The following is a 14178-nucleotide window of genomic DNA, read 5'->3' as shown; positions in this document are numbered from 1 at the left end:
GGACGAGCGGACGGAACAGCGAAGGCCACAGGCGGGGGGTACCGCGAGAGATCCGGGCACACTGTCCAAAGGTGATATATTTCCGTTGGCGCTTATATTGGATTTAACGCAAAATTCAGTATCGCGGCGCCGTAATCACCCGATCATCCGGTTCCACCATTTCCAGCAGCCACGGCCGCAGACACGATGCGTTCCCTTACCAATTTCGCCCCGTCCACCTTCGAGGAACGCGGTGCCGCGGTGGCCTTCACCACGCCGGTGCTGGCCCAGACCCGCGTGCGCAAGGACAGCCGCGACCAGTTGGAAGTGCTGGTGCCCAACCTGTCGGAGGGGCGCGGCGTCTATGTGGTGCCGTGGAAGTCGCTGCCGCTGGCCTTCCCGATGACGGTGCACGACCGGATGCTGCACGAGCTGATCGCCAAGGCCGAGGGCTGTTCGCCGGACGACATCCGCAAGGCGGTGCTGGAGGCGGCGCGCTGCGGGCTGGCCGGCGGCGGCGCGGTGGCGGCGGCCGAAGCGGCGCTGAACGACGACGAGGAGCAGCGGCTTCTCATCAACTATCAGCTGATCGTCGAGGCGCTGAAGGCGGTCGGGCTGGAATCGACGGAGATCCTGCGGGTCGGCCTGACCTCCGCCGAGGGGCAGAAGCTGACGCGCGACCTGATGATGAAGGCGGCGCAGCGTCTGGCGCTGGAGCCGACCGAGCTGTATGGCCGCATCGCCGAGCTGGCGGTGCTGATGGAGTCGATCGGGCTGGCAAGCTCGCCCAAGCCGGCGCGGCTGCGGCGGCTGATGCGCGACCTGCAGGGCTTCCGCGACAGCATGACCGACTGGGCGACCGACAATGTGTCGGAGGCGGCCCCCATCGGCGGATTCTGCGCCGAGGTGGCGGAGCATACGGTCAACCATGCCCGCAACGTCATCGGCCAGCTCGATCAGGCGATGGCATCGTTCGAGACCCTGCTGCGCCAGTGGGAGACCAAGCGGGCGCTGATCCGCAAGGCGTCGAGTCGGCTGTCCTGGCTGCTCGACGGCTGGGAATATCTGATCCTGCTGTGGACCGACGCGCAGACCCAGGACCGCCACAGCCAGGACATGGCCGTCCACGACATCTTCCGCGTCATCCCCCTGCTGCCGAAGGACGAGGGCCGTGCCGACCAGTCGATGATGGCGGACAAGCTGATCACCAGCCACAAGCGCTCCGTGCGCGCCTATGTCGACTGGCGCAGCGGCCAGCTGGACGTCGATCTGGTCATGCGGATCGAGACGATCAAAGGGAAGGCGGCCTGACCATGGAGATGAGGGATCTGGTCGCGCTGGGCGACAAGCTGATGGACATCGACGAGGCCAAGTTCCGCCAGGTCGTCGGCCTGCTGGAGCAGATGAACGACCATCCCGACATCCAGCGCACCATCGCCGTCATCCGCCCGCGGCTGGTCGAGCTGCGGCTGAGCCGCCGGCCGACCCTGAAGCGCCTGTTCTGCGACCCGTTCGAGGATCTGTTCGAAGCGCTGGGCAAGGCCGACCCGGTGCCGCTGAGCGTGATCGAGCGGTCGCTGATGAACGGCCTGTGGCCGCTGGTCGAGGCGGAGATCGGCAAGGACCGGCTGCGCGCCTACCGCCCCGCCCTGGAGGAGGGGGCGGAGCACAAGGCGCTGCGCGAGACGTTCTGGACGGAATGCGCGGCGGCGGTGGCGAAGATCGCCGAAGGGGCGGTGGCCGGGCATTTCAGTGAGCCGCTGGACCTGCGGATGAACCCCAACCGGACTCGGGCGCTGGCCGACATCGCCGTCATCCTGTCCATCGCGTCCGAGGTGGCGGAGCTGAAGGCGGCGCTGTCGCCCAAGCCTGTGCCGAAGCTGCACGCCGACCATATCGAGGCGATCCAGTCCATCGGCCGGCGGCTGTCCCGCGTCCGGCCGGATGCGCTGAAGATCTTCGTGCTGCTGGCCGCGTCGCGGCTGACCAACCCGTCGGTGCTGTTGAGCGGGCTGTGGGACATGGATCTGGGGCAGAAATCGGCCGACCGCGCCGCGCTGTTCATGTCGCTGAGCGGCACGGTCGTCGCCCAGATCGAGGACCGCTCGCGGGCGGGGCAGAGCGCCGGGAATGCGGATCGCATGGCGGTGGCCGATCTGGCGCTCGACCTCGTCGCCACCCTGGACGCCACCCGCGCGGCGATGGAGCAGAGCCGCAACAAGGAGTTCGACCAGCGGCTGAAACAGGTCCGCAGCTCCGTCCACTCCATGGTGAAGACCCAGGTGCTGCAGGATGCCGACGCCGGCATCGTCTCGGCCATCGGCGCGCTGGACGGCGGCGGTGACGTCCGCGAGGGACGGGCCCAGCTTGCCCAGGCGGAGAACCACGCGCGGGCGCTGCGCAAATGCGCGACCATCGCCGATTCGCTGGGGCTGCGCGGCGAGTTGCGCGAGATGACGCAGAAGACCACCGCCTCGCTGACCGAACGGGCGCAGAAGGAGCTGGCCGGCCCCGCCGGCAACGCCCGCACCGGCTATACCGCCATCCGCATGATCGAGCTGATTGCCGGGCCGGCGGAAGCGAATAAGATCATGGACGGGATCATGAACGGCGGCCGGCGGTGAGTGTGCCGGCGCCTTTCGGCTTAGGGGAAGCGGTGATGGGATCGGGATACACCGGGTGGGAACTGCCGGCCGACGAACGCGGCCGCCTGCTGGCCCAGGTCCCGCCGCGCTATGAACGGCTGGTCGCCGACCATGTCACGCTGCAGTTCGGCGCCGGCCCGCAGGACCCGCTGCCCACCGCCACGCTGGCCGAGGTGATCGGCTGCGCCGACGACGGCGAGGGGGTGCAGGCGCTGGTCGTCGCCATCGACGGCACCAGCGACCGGCCGGACGGATCGACCTACCACATCACATGGTCGCTGGCGGACGGGCGGCGGCCGGTGGAGGCCAACGACGTCATCGGCGACTATGGCTGGCGCCCGCTGGATCCGCTGACGGTCAGGCTGGTGCCGCGCTTCTTCGGGGGGTGAGGGGCAGCCTCACGGCACCTCCGTCACCCCTTCGGCCACCACGCCGCGCTTCACGCGCTGTTCGCGATAGACGATGAACAGGCCGCTGCCGATGATCAGCGCCGCCCCCACCCCCATGCGGGCGGTCGGCGCGGTGCCCCAGACGGCGAGGTCGAGCACCACCGCCCACAGGATCGACACATACTGGAACGGCACCACCACCGCGGCCGGGCTGAGCTGCAGCGAGCGGTTCATCATGGCGTGGCCGGCCAGCGCCGAGACGCCCAGCAGCCCCAGCAGGAAGAAGCCGAGCCAGCCCGGCGCCTGCCACGACCAGGGCAGCGCCGCCCCGCCGATCAGGATGCCGCCGACCATCTGGTTGCCGACCAGCGTCAGACTGGAGGAGGAGCGCAGGACGCGGGTGGAGATCACCCCGCTGGAGAAGATGAAGGCGCCGACCAGCGCCACCAGCGACGGCAGCAGGTCGAACCGGCCGGTCGGGTTCAGCACGATGACGACGCCGACGAAACCGACCAGAACCGCCACCCAGCGGCGCCAGCCGACGCTTTCCCGCAGGACCAGCACCGACAACGCGGTGACGATCAGCGGCGCCGACATGTAGATGGTCATCACGTCGGCCAAGGGCAGATAGCCGACCGCCCAGTAGAAACAGGCGACATCCACCGTCATCAGGACGACGCGCAGGATGTGCAGCGGCAGCCGGTCGACGGCGAAGACCGCGGCGAAGCCGTCGCGCCAGATCATCGGCGCCAGAACCGCCAGACCGAACAGGCTGCGCACCGCGATCAGCATGGCGACCGGATGGTCGGCCACCAGCCATTTGCCGAGCGCGTCGTTCAGCGTGAACAGCGTCATGCCGCCCAGCATCATCAGGATGCCGAGGCGGGTGTCGGTCGCGGGGGCCGCGGTCATGGAAGGGATCCGGGGTTGGTTTGAGGGCGTGATCCGCAGGAGCAGGCCGGAGGCCAGGGCGGGCAGCGATTTTGCTGGATTGGCGGACGAACGCAACCCCCGCCCGGCGGGCAGGAGCGATGCGAAAATTCCATCCGCTCCGGGGGCCGGTCCGTCAGCGGAAGGGCTCGGCCAGAACGGGCAGCCGGTTCGTCGCCTTCATCTCGCGCAGGGACAGGTTGGACCGGATGCTGGCGACGCCCGGAAGCTTGCGCAGCACCGTATCGACGAATTTGCTGTAATCGTCGAGATCGCGGGCGACGACGATCAGCAGAAAATCCGCCTCGCCGGTGGTGTTGTGGCAACCCAGCACATAGGGGCAGGCCTGGATGACCGCCTCGAACGCCGCGGTCACCTCCTCGCCATGCTGAGTGCAGACGATCTGCACGAAGGCCATCACGCCGAAGCCCAGCTTCCGGCGGTCGAGCACCGCCTGATAGCCCTTGATGACCCCGCTGTCCTCCAGACGCTTCTGGCGGCGCCAGCAGGATGCCTCGCTCAGCGCCAGCTGCTCGGCAAGCTTGGCGTTGGACAGCCGGCCATCCTGCTGCAGCCGGTCCGCGATCGTGGCATCCATTTTATCGAGCGCGTCCATACCGGCGAGTTCCCTCAAGAAAGCTGGATTTTGTGAAAGACTCCTTCATATCTCCGGGATGCCCCGTCTTCAATTGAAAGGCAATTTCAGCGGCTTCGCCGTAGAATGCCGGGAAAATCCAGCAGGAGAATCCCGATGAAAGCGGTGGTCTACGAGGCGTTTTCCGCACCGCCCCAAATCATGACCGTGCCCGATCCGACGCCGGAGCCGCATGGTGTCGTCGTCAAGGTGATGGCGACCGGGGTTTGCCGCAGCGACTGGCATGGCTGGGTCGGCCATGACACCGACATCCGGCTTCCCCATGTGCCCGGCCATGAGTTGGCCGGCATCGTCGAGGCGGTCGGCAGGGACGTGACGAAATGGAAGGTCGGCGACCGGGTAACGGTCCCGTTCGTCGGCGGCTGCGGCGCCTGTCCCGAATGCCATTCCGGCAATCATCAGGTCTGCGACCGGCAGTTCCAGCCTGGCTTCACCCACTGGGGCTCCTTCGCGCAATATGTCGGCCTACATCAGGCGGACATCAATCTGGTGCGGTTGCCGGAGACGATGGACTTCACCACGGCCGCCAGCCTCGGCTGCCGCTTCGTGACCTCGTTCCGCGCCGTCGTCGACCAGGGCAAGACCTCCGCCGGCCAGTGGGTGGCTGTTCACGGCTGCGGCGGCGTCGGGCTGTCGGCGATCATGATCGCCAATGCCGTGGGCGCCAACGTCGTCGCCGTCGACATCTCGGAGGACAAGCTCGCCCTGGCCCGCGCGCTGGGCGCGGTCGCCACGGTGAATGCGGCCGAGGTCGGGGAGGTCGCCGAGGCGGTCATCGAGATCACGCGCGGCGGCGCCCACGTCTCGCTCGACGCGCTGGGGCATCCCACCACCTGCTTCAACTCGATCAGCAACCTGCGCAAGCGGGGCAAGCATGTGCAGGTCGGCTTGATGCTGGCCGAGAACAGCACCCCCGCCATCCCGATGAGCCGCGTCATTGCCCAGGAGTTGGAAATCCTCGGCAGCCACGGCATGCAGGCTTACCGCTACGATGCGATGCTGGAGATGATGCGCTCCGGCAAGCTGGCGCCGGAGAAGCTGGTTGGCAGGACGATCACGCTGGAGCAGTCGATCGACGCGCTGGTAAACATGGACAGGTTCGAGGGCACCGGGGTGACGGTGGTGACCGAGTTCTGAGGGCAGTATTTGATGATGGAGCCGGAAAGTCAGCGCTTTCCGGCTCCCCACTCCTGCGATCAGATCACGCCCTTCTCGCGCAAGGACGCGATGTCAGCCTCGCTCAGACCGAGGGATTCCGCCAGCACCGTGTCGGTGTGCTGGCCCAGCGTCGGCGGGGCGGTGTCGTGCACCAGCGGGGTGCCGCTGTAGCGGATCGGGCTCGCCACCGTCGGCACGCTGCCCTGGGTCGGGTGCGGCAGATCCTGATGGATGTTGCGGGCCTTCACCTGCGGGTCTTCGAACACCGCGGTCAGGTCGTTGATCGGGCCGCAGGGCACGCCGACCTGCTCCAGTGCGCTCAGCCAGTCGTGGCTGTCGCGGGTGCGGATCAGTTCCTCCAGCAGCGCCACCAGCTCCTTGCGGTTGGCGACGCGGGCCGGGTTGGTGGCGTAACGTTCATCCTTCGCCAGATCGGGACGGCCGGCGACCGTGCAGAACTTGGCGAACTGGCCGTCGTTGCCGACCGCCAGGATGATGTAGCCGTCGCGGGTGGCGAAAGCCTGATAGGGCACGATGTTGGGATGGGCGTTGCCGAGCCGCTGCGGCGCCTTGCCGCCGACCAGGCAGTTCATCGCCTGATTGGCCAAAACCGCCACCTGCACATCGAGCAGGGCGAGGTCGACCTGCTGCCCCTCGCCGGTGCGGTCGCGGTGGGCCAGGGCGCCCATGATGCCGATGGTGGCGTAGAGGCCGGTGAAGATGTCGGTCACCGCGACGCCGACCTTGACCGGGCCGCCGCCCGGCTCGCCATCGGGCTGGCCGGTGATGCTCATTAGCCCGCCCATGCCCTGGATCATGAAGTCGTAGCCGGCACGGTTGCGGTACGGCCCGGTCTGGCCGAAGCCGGTGATCGAGCAATAGACCAGCCGCGGGTTCACCGCCTTCAGGCTGTCATAGTCGAGGCCGTACTTGACCAGCCCGCCGACCTTGAAATTCTCGATGACGACGTCGGCCTGGGCGGCGAGCTTGCGGACAAGCTCCTGGCCCTCTGGCCGTTCGAAGTCGATGGTGATCGACCGCTTGCCCCGGTTGGTCGACAGGAAATAGGCCGACTGGTCGCCGGCCCAGGGCGGACCCCAGGCACGGGTGTCGTCACCGGCGCCCGGCCGTTCCACCTTGATCACGTCGGCGCCGAGATCGGCCAGCGTCTGCGCCGACCACGGCCCGGCCAGAACGCGCGACAGCTCCAGCACCCGGATGTGCGACAAGGGTCCGGCCAAGGTCTTCCTCCTGTTGGTGTTATTGCCCTCTCCCGCGGTCCCCCCTCTCCCCGGGGGGGAGAGGGGATATGGGGGTGGGAAAGATTACGCCGACACCAGTTCTTCCAGCGAACGCTCGATGATGTCCAGGCCTTCGTCGACCAGCGCATCCGAGGCGGTCAGCGGGACCAGGATGCGGACGACGTTGGCGTAGGTGCCGCAGGACAGCAGGATCAGGCCCTTTTCCGCCGCCTTTGCGACCAGCGCCTTGGTCAGGTCGGCCGCCGGCTCCTTGGTCTCGCGGTCGGTGACCAGTTCCATGGCGACCATGGCGCCCAGGTTGCGGACGTCGCCGATCACCGACAGGCTGTTGCGCTGGGCCATGGTGCGGAAGCGGCCGGCGATGCGCTCACCGAGCTTCTCGGCGCGCTCGATCAGCTTCTCTTCCTCGATGACGTCGATGACGGCCAGCGCGGCGGTGGTCGCCAGCGGGCTGCCGGCATAGGTGCCGCCCAGGCCGCCCGGAACCGGGGCGTCCATCAGCGCCGCCTTGCCGGTCAGCGCCGACAGCGGGAAACCGCCGGCCAGGCTCTTCGCCATCGTGATCAGGTCCGGCTCGATCCCGGCATGCTCGACGGCGAACATCTTGCCGGTGCGGGCGAAGCCGGTCTGGATTTCGTCGACGATCATGACGATGCCGTGCTTGTCGCAGACCGCGCGGATCGCCTGCAGGAAGGACGGGCTGGCGATGTTGAAGCCGCCTTCGCCCTGCACCGGCTCGATGATGATCGCGGCGACGCGGGCCGGATCGACGTCGGACTTGAACAGATTGTCCAGCGCCTTCAGGCTCTCCGCCTCGCTGATGCCGCGGTAGGCGTTGGGGAACGGCACGTGGAAGATCTCGGCCGGGAACGGGCCGAAACCGACCTTGTAGGGCACGACCTTGCCGGTCAGGCCCATGGTCAGCAGCGTGCGGCCGTGGAAGCCGCCGGAGAAGGCGACCACGCCCGGACGGCCGGTGGCGGCACGGGCGACCTTCACGGCGTTCTCCACCGCCTCGGCGCCGGTGGTGAAGAAGGCGGTCTTCTTCGGGGTCGGGCCGGGGACCAGCGCGTTCAGCTTCTCCGCCAGCTCGACGAAGCTGTCATAGGGAGTGACCATCGCGCAGGTGTGGGTGAAGCGCTCCAGCTGCGCCTTCACCGCCTCCATCACCTTCGGATGGCGGTGGCCGGTGTTCAGCACGGCGATGCCGCCGGCGAAGTCGATGAAGCGCTTGCCCTCGATGTCCCACATCTCGGCGTTCTCGGCGCGGTCGATGTAGAAGGGCATGCCGGCGGAAATGCCGCGGGAGACGGCGGCCTCGCGACGGGCGACGAAGGACTGGTTGGTGGTCATTTTCACTTTTCCTTTGACGACGGTCAGGCGCCGAGGCCGACGCAGAGATATTTGACTTCCATGAAATCATCGAGGCCGTACTTGGAGCCTTCGCGGCCGATGCCGGACTCCTTGACGCCGCCGAACGGGGCCACCTCGGTCGAGATGATGCCTTCGTTGATGCCGACGATGCCGTATTCCAGCTTTTCCGCCACCCGCCAGACGCGGCCGATGTCGCGGCTGTAGAAATAGGCGGCGAGCCCGAATTCGGTGTCGTTCGCCATGCGGATGGCGTCCTCTTCCGTCTCGAACTTGAACAGCGGGGCGACCGGGCCGAAGATCTCCTCGCGGGCGACGCGCATCTCGGTGGTGATGCCGGTCAGGATGGTCGGCTCGAAGAAGGTGCCGCCCAGCGCGTGGCGCTTGCCGCCGAGCGCGACCTTGGCGCCCTTCTCCAACGCATCGCCCATCAGCTCTTCCACCTTGGCGACGGCGTCGGCGTTGATCAGCGGACCCTGGGTCACACCGGCCTCGGCACCGTTGCCGACCTTCAGCGCCTTGACGGCCTCGGCCAGCTTGGCGGCGAAGGCGTCATAGACGCCGGCCTGGACCAGCAGGCGGTTGGCGCAGACGCAGGTCTGGCCGGCATTGCGGTACTTCGACGCCATGGCGCCCTTGACCGCCTCGTCCAGGTCGGCATCGTCGAAGACGATGAAGGGGGCATTGCCGCCGAGTTCCAGCGACACCTTCTTGACCGTGCTGGCGGCCTGCCGCATCAGCAGCTTGCCGACCTCGGTCGAGCCGGTGAAGCTGACCTTGCGGACGATCGGGCTGTGGGTCAGCTCATGGCCGATGGCGACCGGGTCCCGGCCCATGACGATGTTGAAGACACCGGCCGGCATGCCGGCGCGCTCCGCCAGCTCAGCCAGGGCCAGCGCCGACAGCGGGGTGTCCTCGGCCGGCTTGACCACCACGGTGCAGCCGGCGGCCAAGGCCGGGGCGCATTTGCGGGTGATCATCGCGTTCGGGAAGTTCCACGGCGTGATCGCTGCGACGACGCCGATGGCCTCCTTCAGCACGACGATGCGCTTGTTGGCGGCGAAGGACGGGATCACGTCGCCGTAGGCGCGCTTGCCCTCCTCCGCGAACCACTCGATGAAGGAGGCGCCATAGACCACCTCGCCGCGCGACTCCGTCAGCGGCTTGCCCTGCTCCGCGGTCATCAGCTGGGCCAGATCCTCTTGGGCTGCGAGGATCAGGTCGTACCAGCGGCGCAGGATGGCCGCGCGCTCCTTGGCGGTCTTGGCCTTCCACGCCGGCAGGGCGGCGTTGGCGGCGTCGATCGCCTCGCGCGTCTCGGCGGCGCCCATGTCGGACACTTCGGCGATGACGGCGCCGGTGGCGGGGTTGGTGACCGGGAAGCTCTTCCCGGAATCGGCCGCGCGCCACGCACCGTTCACGTAGCCCTTGGTTCGGAGAAGGCCCTGGTCGTTCAGCGACAGCATGTTCGATCCGCCCTGCATGAAGATTGTGGAACCGTCCGGCCGCGCCCGGTGGAAATGTCCTTACCAATCAAGGATTTCCGTCGCGGGGGCCTGGACCTTGGACAGAAGCCTACCATGTTTAATAAATTAAACAACCCCTGTTTAGCTGTTCATATTCTGATGACGGGGTTGCACGAATGGGCTATTGCGTTAACGGATGTGGAGCAGGAGTCCGGTGATGGAATTCGACGTCGGCGCAAGGTTGAAGCAGATCCGCGAACAGCATGGACTGTCGCAGCGGGCGCTCGCCCAGCGGGCCGGAGTGACCAACGGCACAATCTCCCTGATCGAGCAGAACCGCAGCAGCCCGTCGGTATCGTCGCTGCGCAAGGTGCTTCAGGGCATCCCGATGACTCTTGCCGAATTCTTCTCCTCCGACGATCTGCCGCCGCCCGAGCAGATTTTCTTCAAGGGCGACGAATTGATCGAACTGGCCGATGAGTTGAAGGGCACCGTCGGCCGGATTTCCTTCCGGCAGGTCGGCGACCTGCGCAGCCGCAACCTGCAGATCCTCCACGAACGCTACGCTCCCGGCGCCGACACCGGCCGCACCATGCTGCAGCACGAGGGCGAAGAGGGCGGCATCGTCATCAAGGGTCAGATCGAGCTGACCGTGGGCGACCGCAAGCAGCTGCTCGGCCCCGGCGATGCCTATTTCTTCGACAGCCGCGTGACGCACAGGTTCCGCAACATCGGCGAGGAAGAGTGCGAGCTGATCAGCGCCTGCACGCCGCCGTATTTGTGAGCCTCCAGCTGCCCCCTCCCTTCCCACGGCTGCGCCGCGGGCCCCTGCCCTCCCCCGCTTCGCGGGAGAGGGTGGATTAGCGGAGCAGCGGCAGTTCCCTCTCCCTCGAAGAGGGGGAGGGTTAGGGAGGGGGCAAACCCCCTACCCCACATTCCCCTTCAGCCGCTCGTTGCGCCGGCGCAGGATTTCCAGCGTCGACAGCATGAAGACCGAGATCACCGTCAGCACCACCGCCACCGCGGTGATGGTCGGGCTGATGTTCTCGCGGATGCCGCTGAACATCTCACGCGGCAGCGTGCGCTGCTCCGGTCCCGCAAGGAACAGCACCGTCACCACCTCGTCGAAACTGGTGGCGAAGGCGAACAGCGCGCCCGACGCCAGCCCCGGCAGGATCAGCGGCAGGATCACCTTTCGGAAGGTCAGCAGCGGCGGCGCCCCCAGCGAGGCGGCTGCCTTCGCCAGCGTCATGTCGAAGCTCTGCAAAGTCGCCGACACGGTGATGACGACGAAGGGCGTCGCCAGCGCGGTGTGGACCAGGATCAGGCCGAGATAGTTGCCGGTCAGCCCCAGCGGCGCGAAGAAGAAATAGACGCCGACCGCGGTGATGACCACCGGAACCACCATCGGCGACAGCACGACAGCGAGAATCAGCGGCTTCCACTTGCTCTTCCACTGGGCCAGACCAAGCGAGGCGAGCGTGCCCAGCGCCATCGACAGCATGGCCGACGACACACCGATGATGAAGCTGTTCTTCAGCGAATTCATCCAACGCGCCGAATTGAGGAATTCCTCGTACCAGCGCAGCGACAGGCCGGGCAGCGGATAGGTCAGGTAGGTGCTGGAGCTGAAGGACAGCGGCACGATCGCCAGGATCGGCGCCATCAGGAAGATGAACACCAGCGTGGAGGCGACGATCGTGGCGATCCAGGCGAAACGCTGGCTGGCGGTTTGGGGGGAATGGTTCGCGCTCAATTCTTCAGACCTCCCGTCGTCTGGCGGCCGAGCGCCAGCTTGCCGTAGACCAGCGCCAGCACCAGCGTGGAGAGCAGCAGAACCGCACCCAGCGCCGAGGCGAGGCCCCAGTTGACCGTTTCCGTGGTGTAGAAGGCGATGAAGGACGAAATCATCTGGTCGGCGGCCCCACCGACCAGCGCCGGCGTGATGTAGTAGCCGATGGCCAAGATGAAGACGAGCAGGCAGCCGGCGCCGATCCCCGGAATGGTCTGCGGCAGGTAGATGCGCAGGAAGGCGGTCATCGGCGGCGCGCCGAGCGAGGCGGCGGCCCGCATGTAGGCCGGCGAGATGCCGCGCATGACGCTGTAGAGCGGCAGGATCATGAAGGGCAGCAGCACATGGGTCATCGCCATGTAGACGCCGAACCGGTTGTAGATCAGCCGCATCGGCTCGTCGATGACACCCAGCCACTCCAGGGAGCCGTTGACGATGCCCTCGCTCTGCAGGATCACGATCCAGGCGCAGGTGCGCACCAGCAGCGAGGTCCAGAAGGGCAGCAGCACGAAGATCATCAGCAGGTTCGACCGGCCGGTCGGCAGGTTCGCCAGCAGATAGGCCACCGGGAAGCCCAGGATCAGGCAGAGCGCCGTGACGCCGAAGCCGATGGTGAAGGTGCGGACGAAGACCTCGCGGTAGATCGACTGGTCCGCCGGGGCCTGGACGATGGCGCCGTCGGCGTTGCGGGTCAGGTCGACCGCGGCCAGCAGGTAATAGCTGGTGACCGGGCCGCTGGCGCTCTTGATCGCGGTCCAGCTCTCGCGCTCGCCCCAGGCCGGGTTGATGCCAATCAGCGTCTCCTTGGCGGTGCCGGGAGCCGGCTGCTCCTTCAGCTTGCGGCCGGTGGAGAGCAGCGTGGTGCGATAGCCGTTGACGATGTAGTTCAGCCGCTTGGCGGCGACGGCCAGCGTGCCGGCGTCATACGCGGTGCGGAGGTCGGCGGCGAGCGCGGCGAAGGTGGCCTCGTCGGGCAGCCCCTGGCCGTTCCAATGCTCCAGCGCCGCGACAGTCTGCGGCATCGCCTGCGGCACCTCCCAGTCGTCCACCGACTTCCAGATCATGCCGGCGAGCGGCACGACGAAGGTGAACAGCAGGAAGGCCAGCAGCGGCAGCACCAGGCCCAGCGCACGGAACTGCCGGGCCCGCTCGGCCCGTTTCAATCGACGCTTCAACGGCACGTCGGCGCCGGCAACGAAGGCGGCTGTCATCGGCATTGTCCTGTTGGAAAGACGCAAAAGGCGCTCGCGCACTTGTGCACCATCCCCTCTCCCGCCCCGGGAGAGGGTGGCGCCGAAGGCGCCGGGTGAGGGGTGATCCAAGGAACCATGCGGTTCGGGATTCTTGCAGTGCCCCTCACCCTTCCCGTGCTCCGCACGGGCCCCTTCCCTCTCCCGAGACGGGAGAGGGAAACATCACAAACAAGTACTTACTTCGCCGCCCACTTGTTGAAGCGTTCGGTCAGGCGGTCGATGTTCTCCAGCCAGAAGTCGGTGTTGATCTCGATCGCGTTCTTCATGTTGTGATCCGCGGTCGGCAGGTCGGCCAGGACGGCCTTCGGCAGCAGCGACGGGGCCTTCTTGTTCGACGTGCCGTAGGCGATGCCTTCGGACAGCTTGGCTTGGTTCTCCGCCTTGCCGACGAAGTTCAGGAACTTGTAGGCGGCGTCCTGGTTCGGGCTGCCCTTCAGGATGACCCAGCTGTCGATGGTGTAGAGCGCGCCGTTCCACACCATGCCGAAGTTCTTCTTCTCGTTCTTGTTGGCGGCGTCGATGCGGCCGTTGTAGACCGAGGTCATCGCCACTTCGCCCGAGGCCAGCAGCTGCGGCGGCTGGGCGCCGGCCTTCCACCAGACGATGTCGTTCTTGATGGTGTCGAGCTTCTTGAAGGCGCGGTCGATGCCGGCATCGGTGCCCAGCACCTTGTAGACGTCGGCCGGGGCCACGCCGTCGGCCATCAGCGCGATTTCCAGCGTGGTCTTGGCGCCCTGGCGCAGGCCGCGCTTGCCCGGGAACTTCTTGGTGTCGAAGAAATCGGCCCAGCTCTTCGGCGCGTCCTTCAGCTTGTCCTTGTCGTAGCCAAGGACGAAGTCATAGACGATGGCGCCGACGCCGCAGGGATTGACCGTGGCCGGCAGATAGATGTCCTCGCCGCCGATCTTGGAGTAGTTGATCTTCTCGTACAGACCCTCGTCGCAGCCGAGCGCCAGCTCCTCGCTCTCGACCTGGACCACGTCCCAGGTGGAGGCGCCGCCCTGGACCTTGGCGCGCAGGACGCCGACGCCGCCGTCCCAGGATTCGTCGTTCATCGGGGTGCCGGTCTCCTTGAACGGACCGAAATACACCTTCTTCTGGACGTCCTGATAGGCGCCGCCCCACGACACGACGGTCAGGTCGCGGGCGCTTGCGGCCGAAGCCAGGGCCGTGAGGGCGGTGAAGGTCGCAGCGAAACCGAGAGCCACCTTAATCTTCGACATGATTCCCCGTCCTTATTCGTCGTGGTTGTTGTTGCTGAAAGGCATCCTGGCGCTG

The 14178-nt window shown here is 66.9% G+C and carries 13 protein-coding genes; 5 read left to right on the top strand and 8 right to left on the bottom strand.

All coding sequences use genetic code 11. The features are described from left to right. Nucleotides 1-186 precede the first annotated feature (186 nt). From M5E06_RS24160 to M5E06_RS24150, 3 genes are read left to right on the top strand one after another with little or no spacing between them, the layout of a single operon-like run. Nucleotides 187-1290: a hypothetical protein gene (locus tag M5E06_RS24160; RefSeq protein ID WP_252140369.1), complete on the top strand. Its 1104-nt coding sequence runs from the start codon at nucleotides 187-189 to the stop codon at nucleotides 1288-1290. Between the two features lie 2 nt (nucleotides 1291-1292). Further along, nucleotides 1293-2603 (top strand): hypothetical protein, encoded by a 1311-nt coding sequence (locus M5E06_RS24155; RefSeq protein WP_252140368.1) that lies wholly within the window; start codon nucleotides 1293-1295, stop codon nucleotides 2601-2603. A gap of 35 nt (nucleotides 2604-2638) precedes the next feature. Continuing rightward, nucleotides 2639-3013, top strand: a complete 375-nt coding sequence (locus tag M5E06_RS24150; RefSeq protein ID WP_109155957.1) for a hypothetical protein — start codon at nucleotides 2639-2641, stop codon at nucleotides 3011-3013. Nucleotides 3014-3022: 9 nt separating this feature from the next. Here M5E06_RS24150 and M5E06_RS24145 read toward each other — a convergent pair whose 3' ends face one another. Further along, nucleotides 3023-3925, bottom strand: coding sequence for a DMT family transporter (locus tag M5E06_RS24145; protein WP_252140367.1), 903 nt, complete (start codon nucleotides 3923-3925; stop codon nucleotides 3023-3025). Nucleotides 3926-4079: 154 nt separating this feature from the next. Continuing rightward, nucleotides 4080-4541, bottom strand: coding sequence for an Lrp/AsnC family transcriptional regulator (locus M5E06_RS24140; RefSeq protein ID WP_252140366.1), 462 nt, complete (start codon nucleotides 4539-4541; stop codon nucleotides 4080-4082). 153 nt (nucleotides 4542-4694) lie between these two features. Between M5E06_RS24140 and M5E06_RS24135 the strand changes: the two genes are divergently transcribed. Then, nucleotides 4695-5735 carry a zinc-dependent alcohol dehydrogenase family protein gene (locus tag M5E06_RS24135; RefSeq protein ID WP_252140365.1) on the top strand — a complete coding sequence of 347 codons (1041 nt, stop codon included), beginning with the start codon at nucleotides 4695-4697 and terminating at the stop codon, nucleotides 5733-5735. A gap of 59 nt (nucleotides 5736-5794) precedes the next feature. Here M5E06_RS24135 and M5E06_RS24130 read toward each other — a convergent pair whose 3' ends face one another. The 3 genes from M5E06_RS24130 to M5E06_RS24120 form a co-directional block, all read right to left on the bottom strand. Next, the gene (locus tag M5E06_RS24130; RefSeq protein WP_109151831.1) at nucleotides 5795-6997 is read right to left on the bottom strand and encodes a CaiB/BaiF CoA transferase family protein; all 1203 of its coding nucleotides are present in this window, start codon (nucleotides 6995-6997) and stop codon (nucleotides 5795-5797) included. Nucleotides 6998-7081: 84 nt separating this feature from the next. Further along, nucleotides 7082-8371, bottom strand: coding sequence for a 4-aminobutyrate--2-oxoglutarate transaminase (gene gabT / locus M5E06_RS24125; protein ID WP_252140364.1), 1290 nt, complete (start codon nucleotides 8369-8371; stop codon nucleotides 7082-7084). 23 nt (nucleotides 8372-8394) lie between these two features. Continuing rightward, a complete protein-coding gene (locus M5E06_RS24120) occupies nucleotides 8395-9855 on the bottom strand; it encodes an NAD-dependent succinate-semialdehyde dehydrogenase (protein WP_199230868.1) in 1461 nt (486 codons plus the stop codon). Between the two features lie 217 nt (nucleotides 9856-10072). Between M5E06_RS24120 and M5E06_RS24115 the strand changes: the two genes are divergently transcribed. Beyond that, nucleotides 10073-10639: a cupin domain-containing protein gene (locus M5E06_RS24115; protein WP_109151829.1), complete on the top strand. Its 567-nt coding sequence runs from the start codon at nucleotides 10073-10075 to the stop codon at nucleotides 10637-10639. Between the two features lie 141 nt (nucleotides 10640-10780). Here the strand turns inward: M5E06_RS24115 and M5E06_RS24110 are convergent, their stop codons facing one another. The 3 genes from M5E06_RS24110 to M5E06_RS24100 form a co-directional block, all read right to left on the bottom strand. Beyond that, the gene (locus M5E06_RS24110; protein WP_252140363.1) at nucleotides 10781-11611 is read right to left on the bottom strand and encodes an ABC transporter permease; all 831 of its coding nucleotides are present in this window, start codon (nucleotides 11609-11611) and stop codon (nucleotides 10781-10783) included. Beyond that, nucleotides 11608-12858, bottom strand: coding sequence for an ABC transporter permease (locus M5E06_RS24105; protein WP_252140362.1), 1251 nt, complete (start codon nucleotides 12856-12858; stop codon nucleotides 11608-11610). Before M5E06_RS24105 ends, M5E06_RS24110 begins: the two co-directional genes overlap by 4 nt. Before the next feature lie 218 nt (nucleotides 12859-13076). Next, nucleotides 13077-14123: an ABC transporter substrate-binding protein gene (locus tag M5E06_RS24100; protein ID WP_109151827.1), complete on the bottom strand. Its 1047-nt coding sequence runs from the start codon at nucleotides 14121-14123 to the stop codon at nucleotides 13077-13079. Between the last annotated feature and the right edge of the window lie 55 nt (nucleotides 14124-14178).

This window comes from Azospirillum sp. A1-3 (assembly GCF_023806445.1).
Taxonomy (GTDB): domain Bacteria; phylum Pseudomonadota; class Alphaproteobacteria; order Azospirillales; family Azospirillaceae; genus Azospirillum.
The sequence above is the reverse complement of the archived record's forward strand: the minus strand, read 5'-3'. Positions and strand labels throughout refer to the sequence as shown.

Coding starts and splice junctions, on each gene's coding strand:
- M5E06_RS24160 (WP_252140369.1), top strand. CDS start 187: ATGCGTTCCCTTACCAATTTCGCCCCGTCCACCTTCGAGGAACGCGGT.
- M5E06_RS24155 (WP_252140368.1), top strand. CDS start 1,293: ATGGAGATGAGGGATCTGGTCGCGCTGGGCGACAAGCTGATGGACATC.
- M5E06_RS24150 (WP_109155957.1), top strand. CDS start 2,639: ATGGGATCGGGATACACCGGGTGGGAACTGCCGGCCGACGAACGCGGC.
- M5E06_RS24145 (WP_252140367.1), bottom strand. CDS start 3,925: ATGACCGCGGCCCCCGCGACCGACACCCGCCTCGGCATCCTGATGATG.
- M5E06_RS24140 (WP_252140366.1), bottom strand. CDS start 4,541: ATGGATGCCACGATCGCGGACCGGCTGCAGCAGGATGGCCGGCTGTCC.
- M5E06_RS24135 (WP_252140365.1), top strand. CDS start 4,695: ATGAAAGCGGTGGTCTACGAGGCGTTTTCCGCACCGCCCCAAATCATG.
- gabT (WP_252140364.1), bottom strand. CDS start 8,371: ATGACCACCAACCAGTCCTTCGTCGCCCGTCGCGAGGCCGCCGTCTCC.
- M5E06_RS24120 (WP_199230868.1), bottom strand. CDS start 9,855: ATGCTGTCGCTGAACGACCAGGGCCTTCTCCGAACCAAGGGCTACGTG.
- M5E06_RS24115 (WP_109151829.1), top strand. CDS start 10,073: ATGGAATTCGACGTCGGCGCAAGGTTGAAGCAGATCCGCGAACAGCAT.
- M5E06_RS24105 (WP_252140362.1), bottom strand. CDS start 12,858: ATGACAGCCGCCTTCGTTGCCGGCGCCGACGTGCCGTTGAAGCGTCGA.
- M5E06_RS24100 (WP_109151827.1), bottom strand. CDS start 14,123: ATGTCGAAGATTAAGGTGGCTCTCGGTTTCGCTGCGACCTTCACCGCC.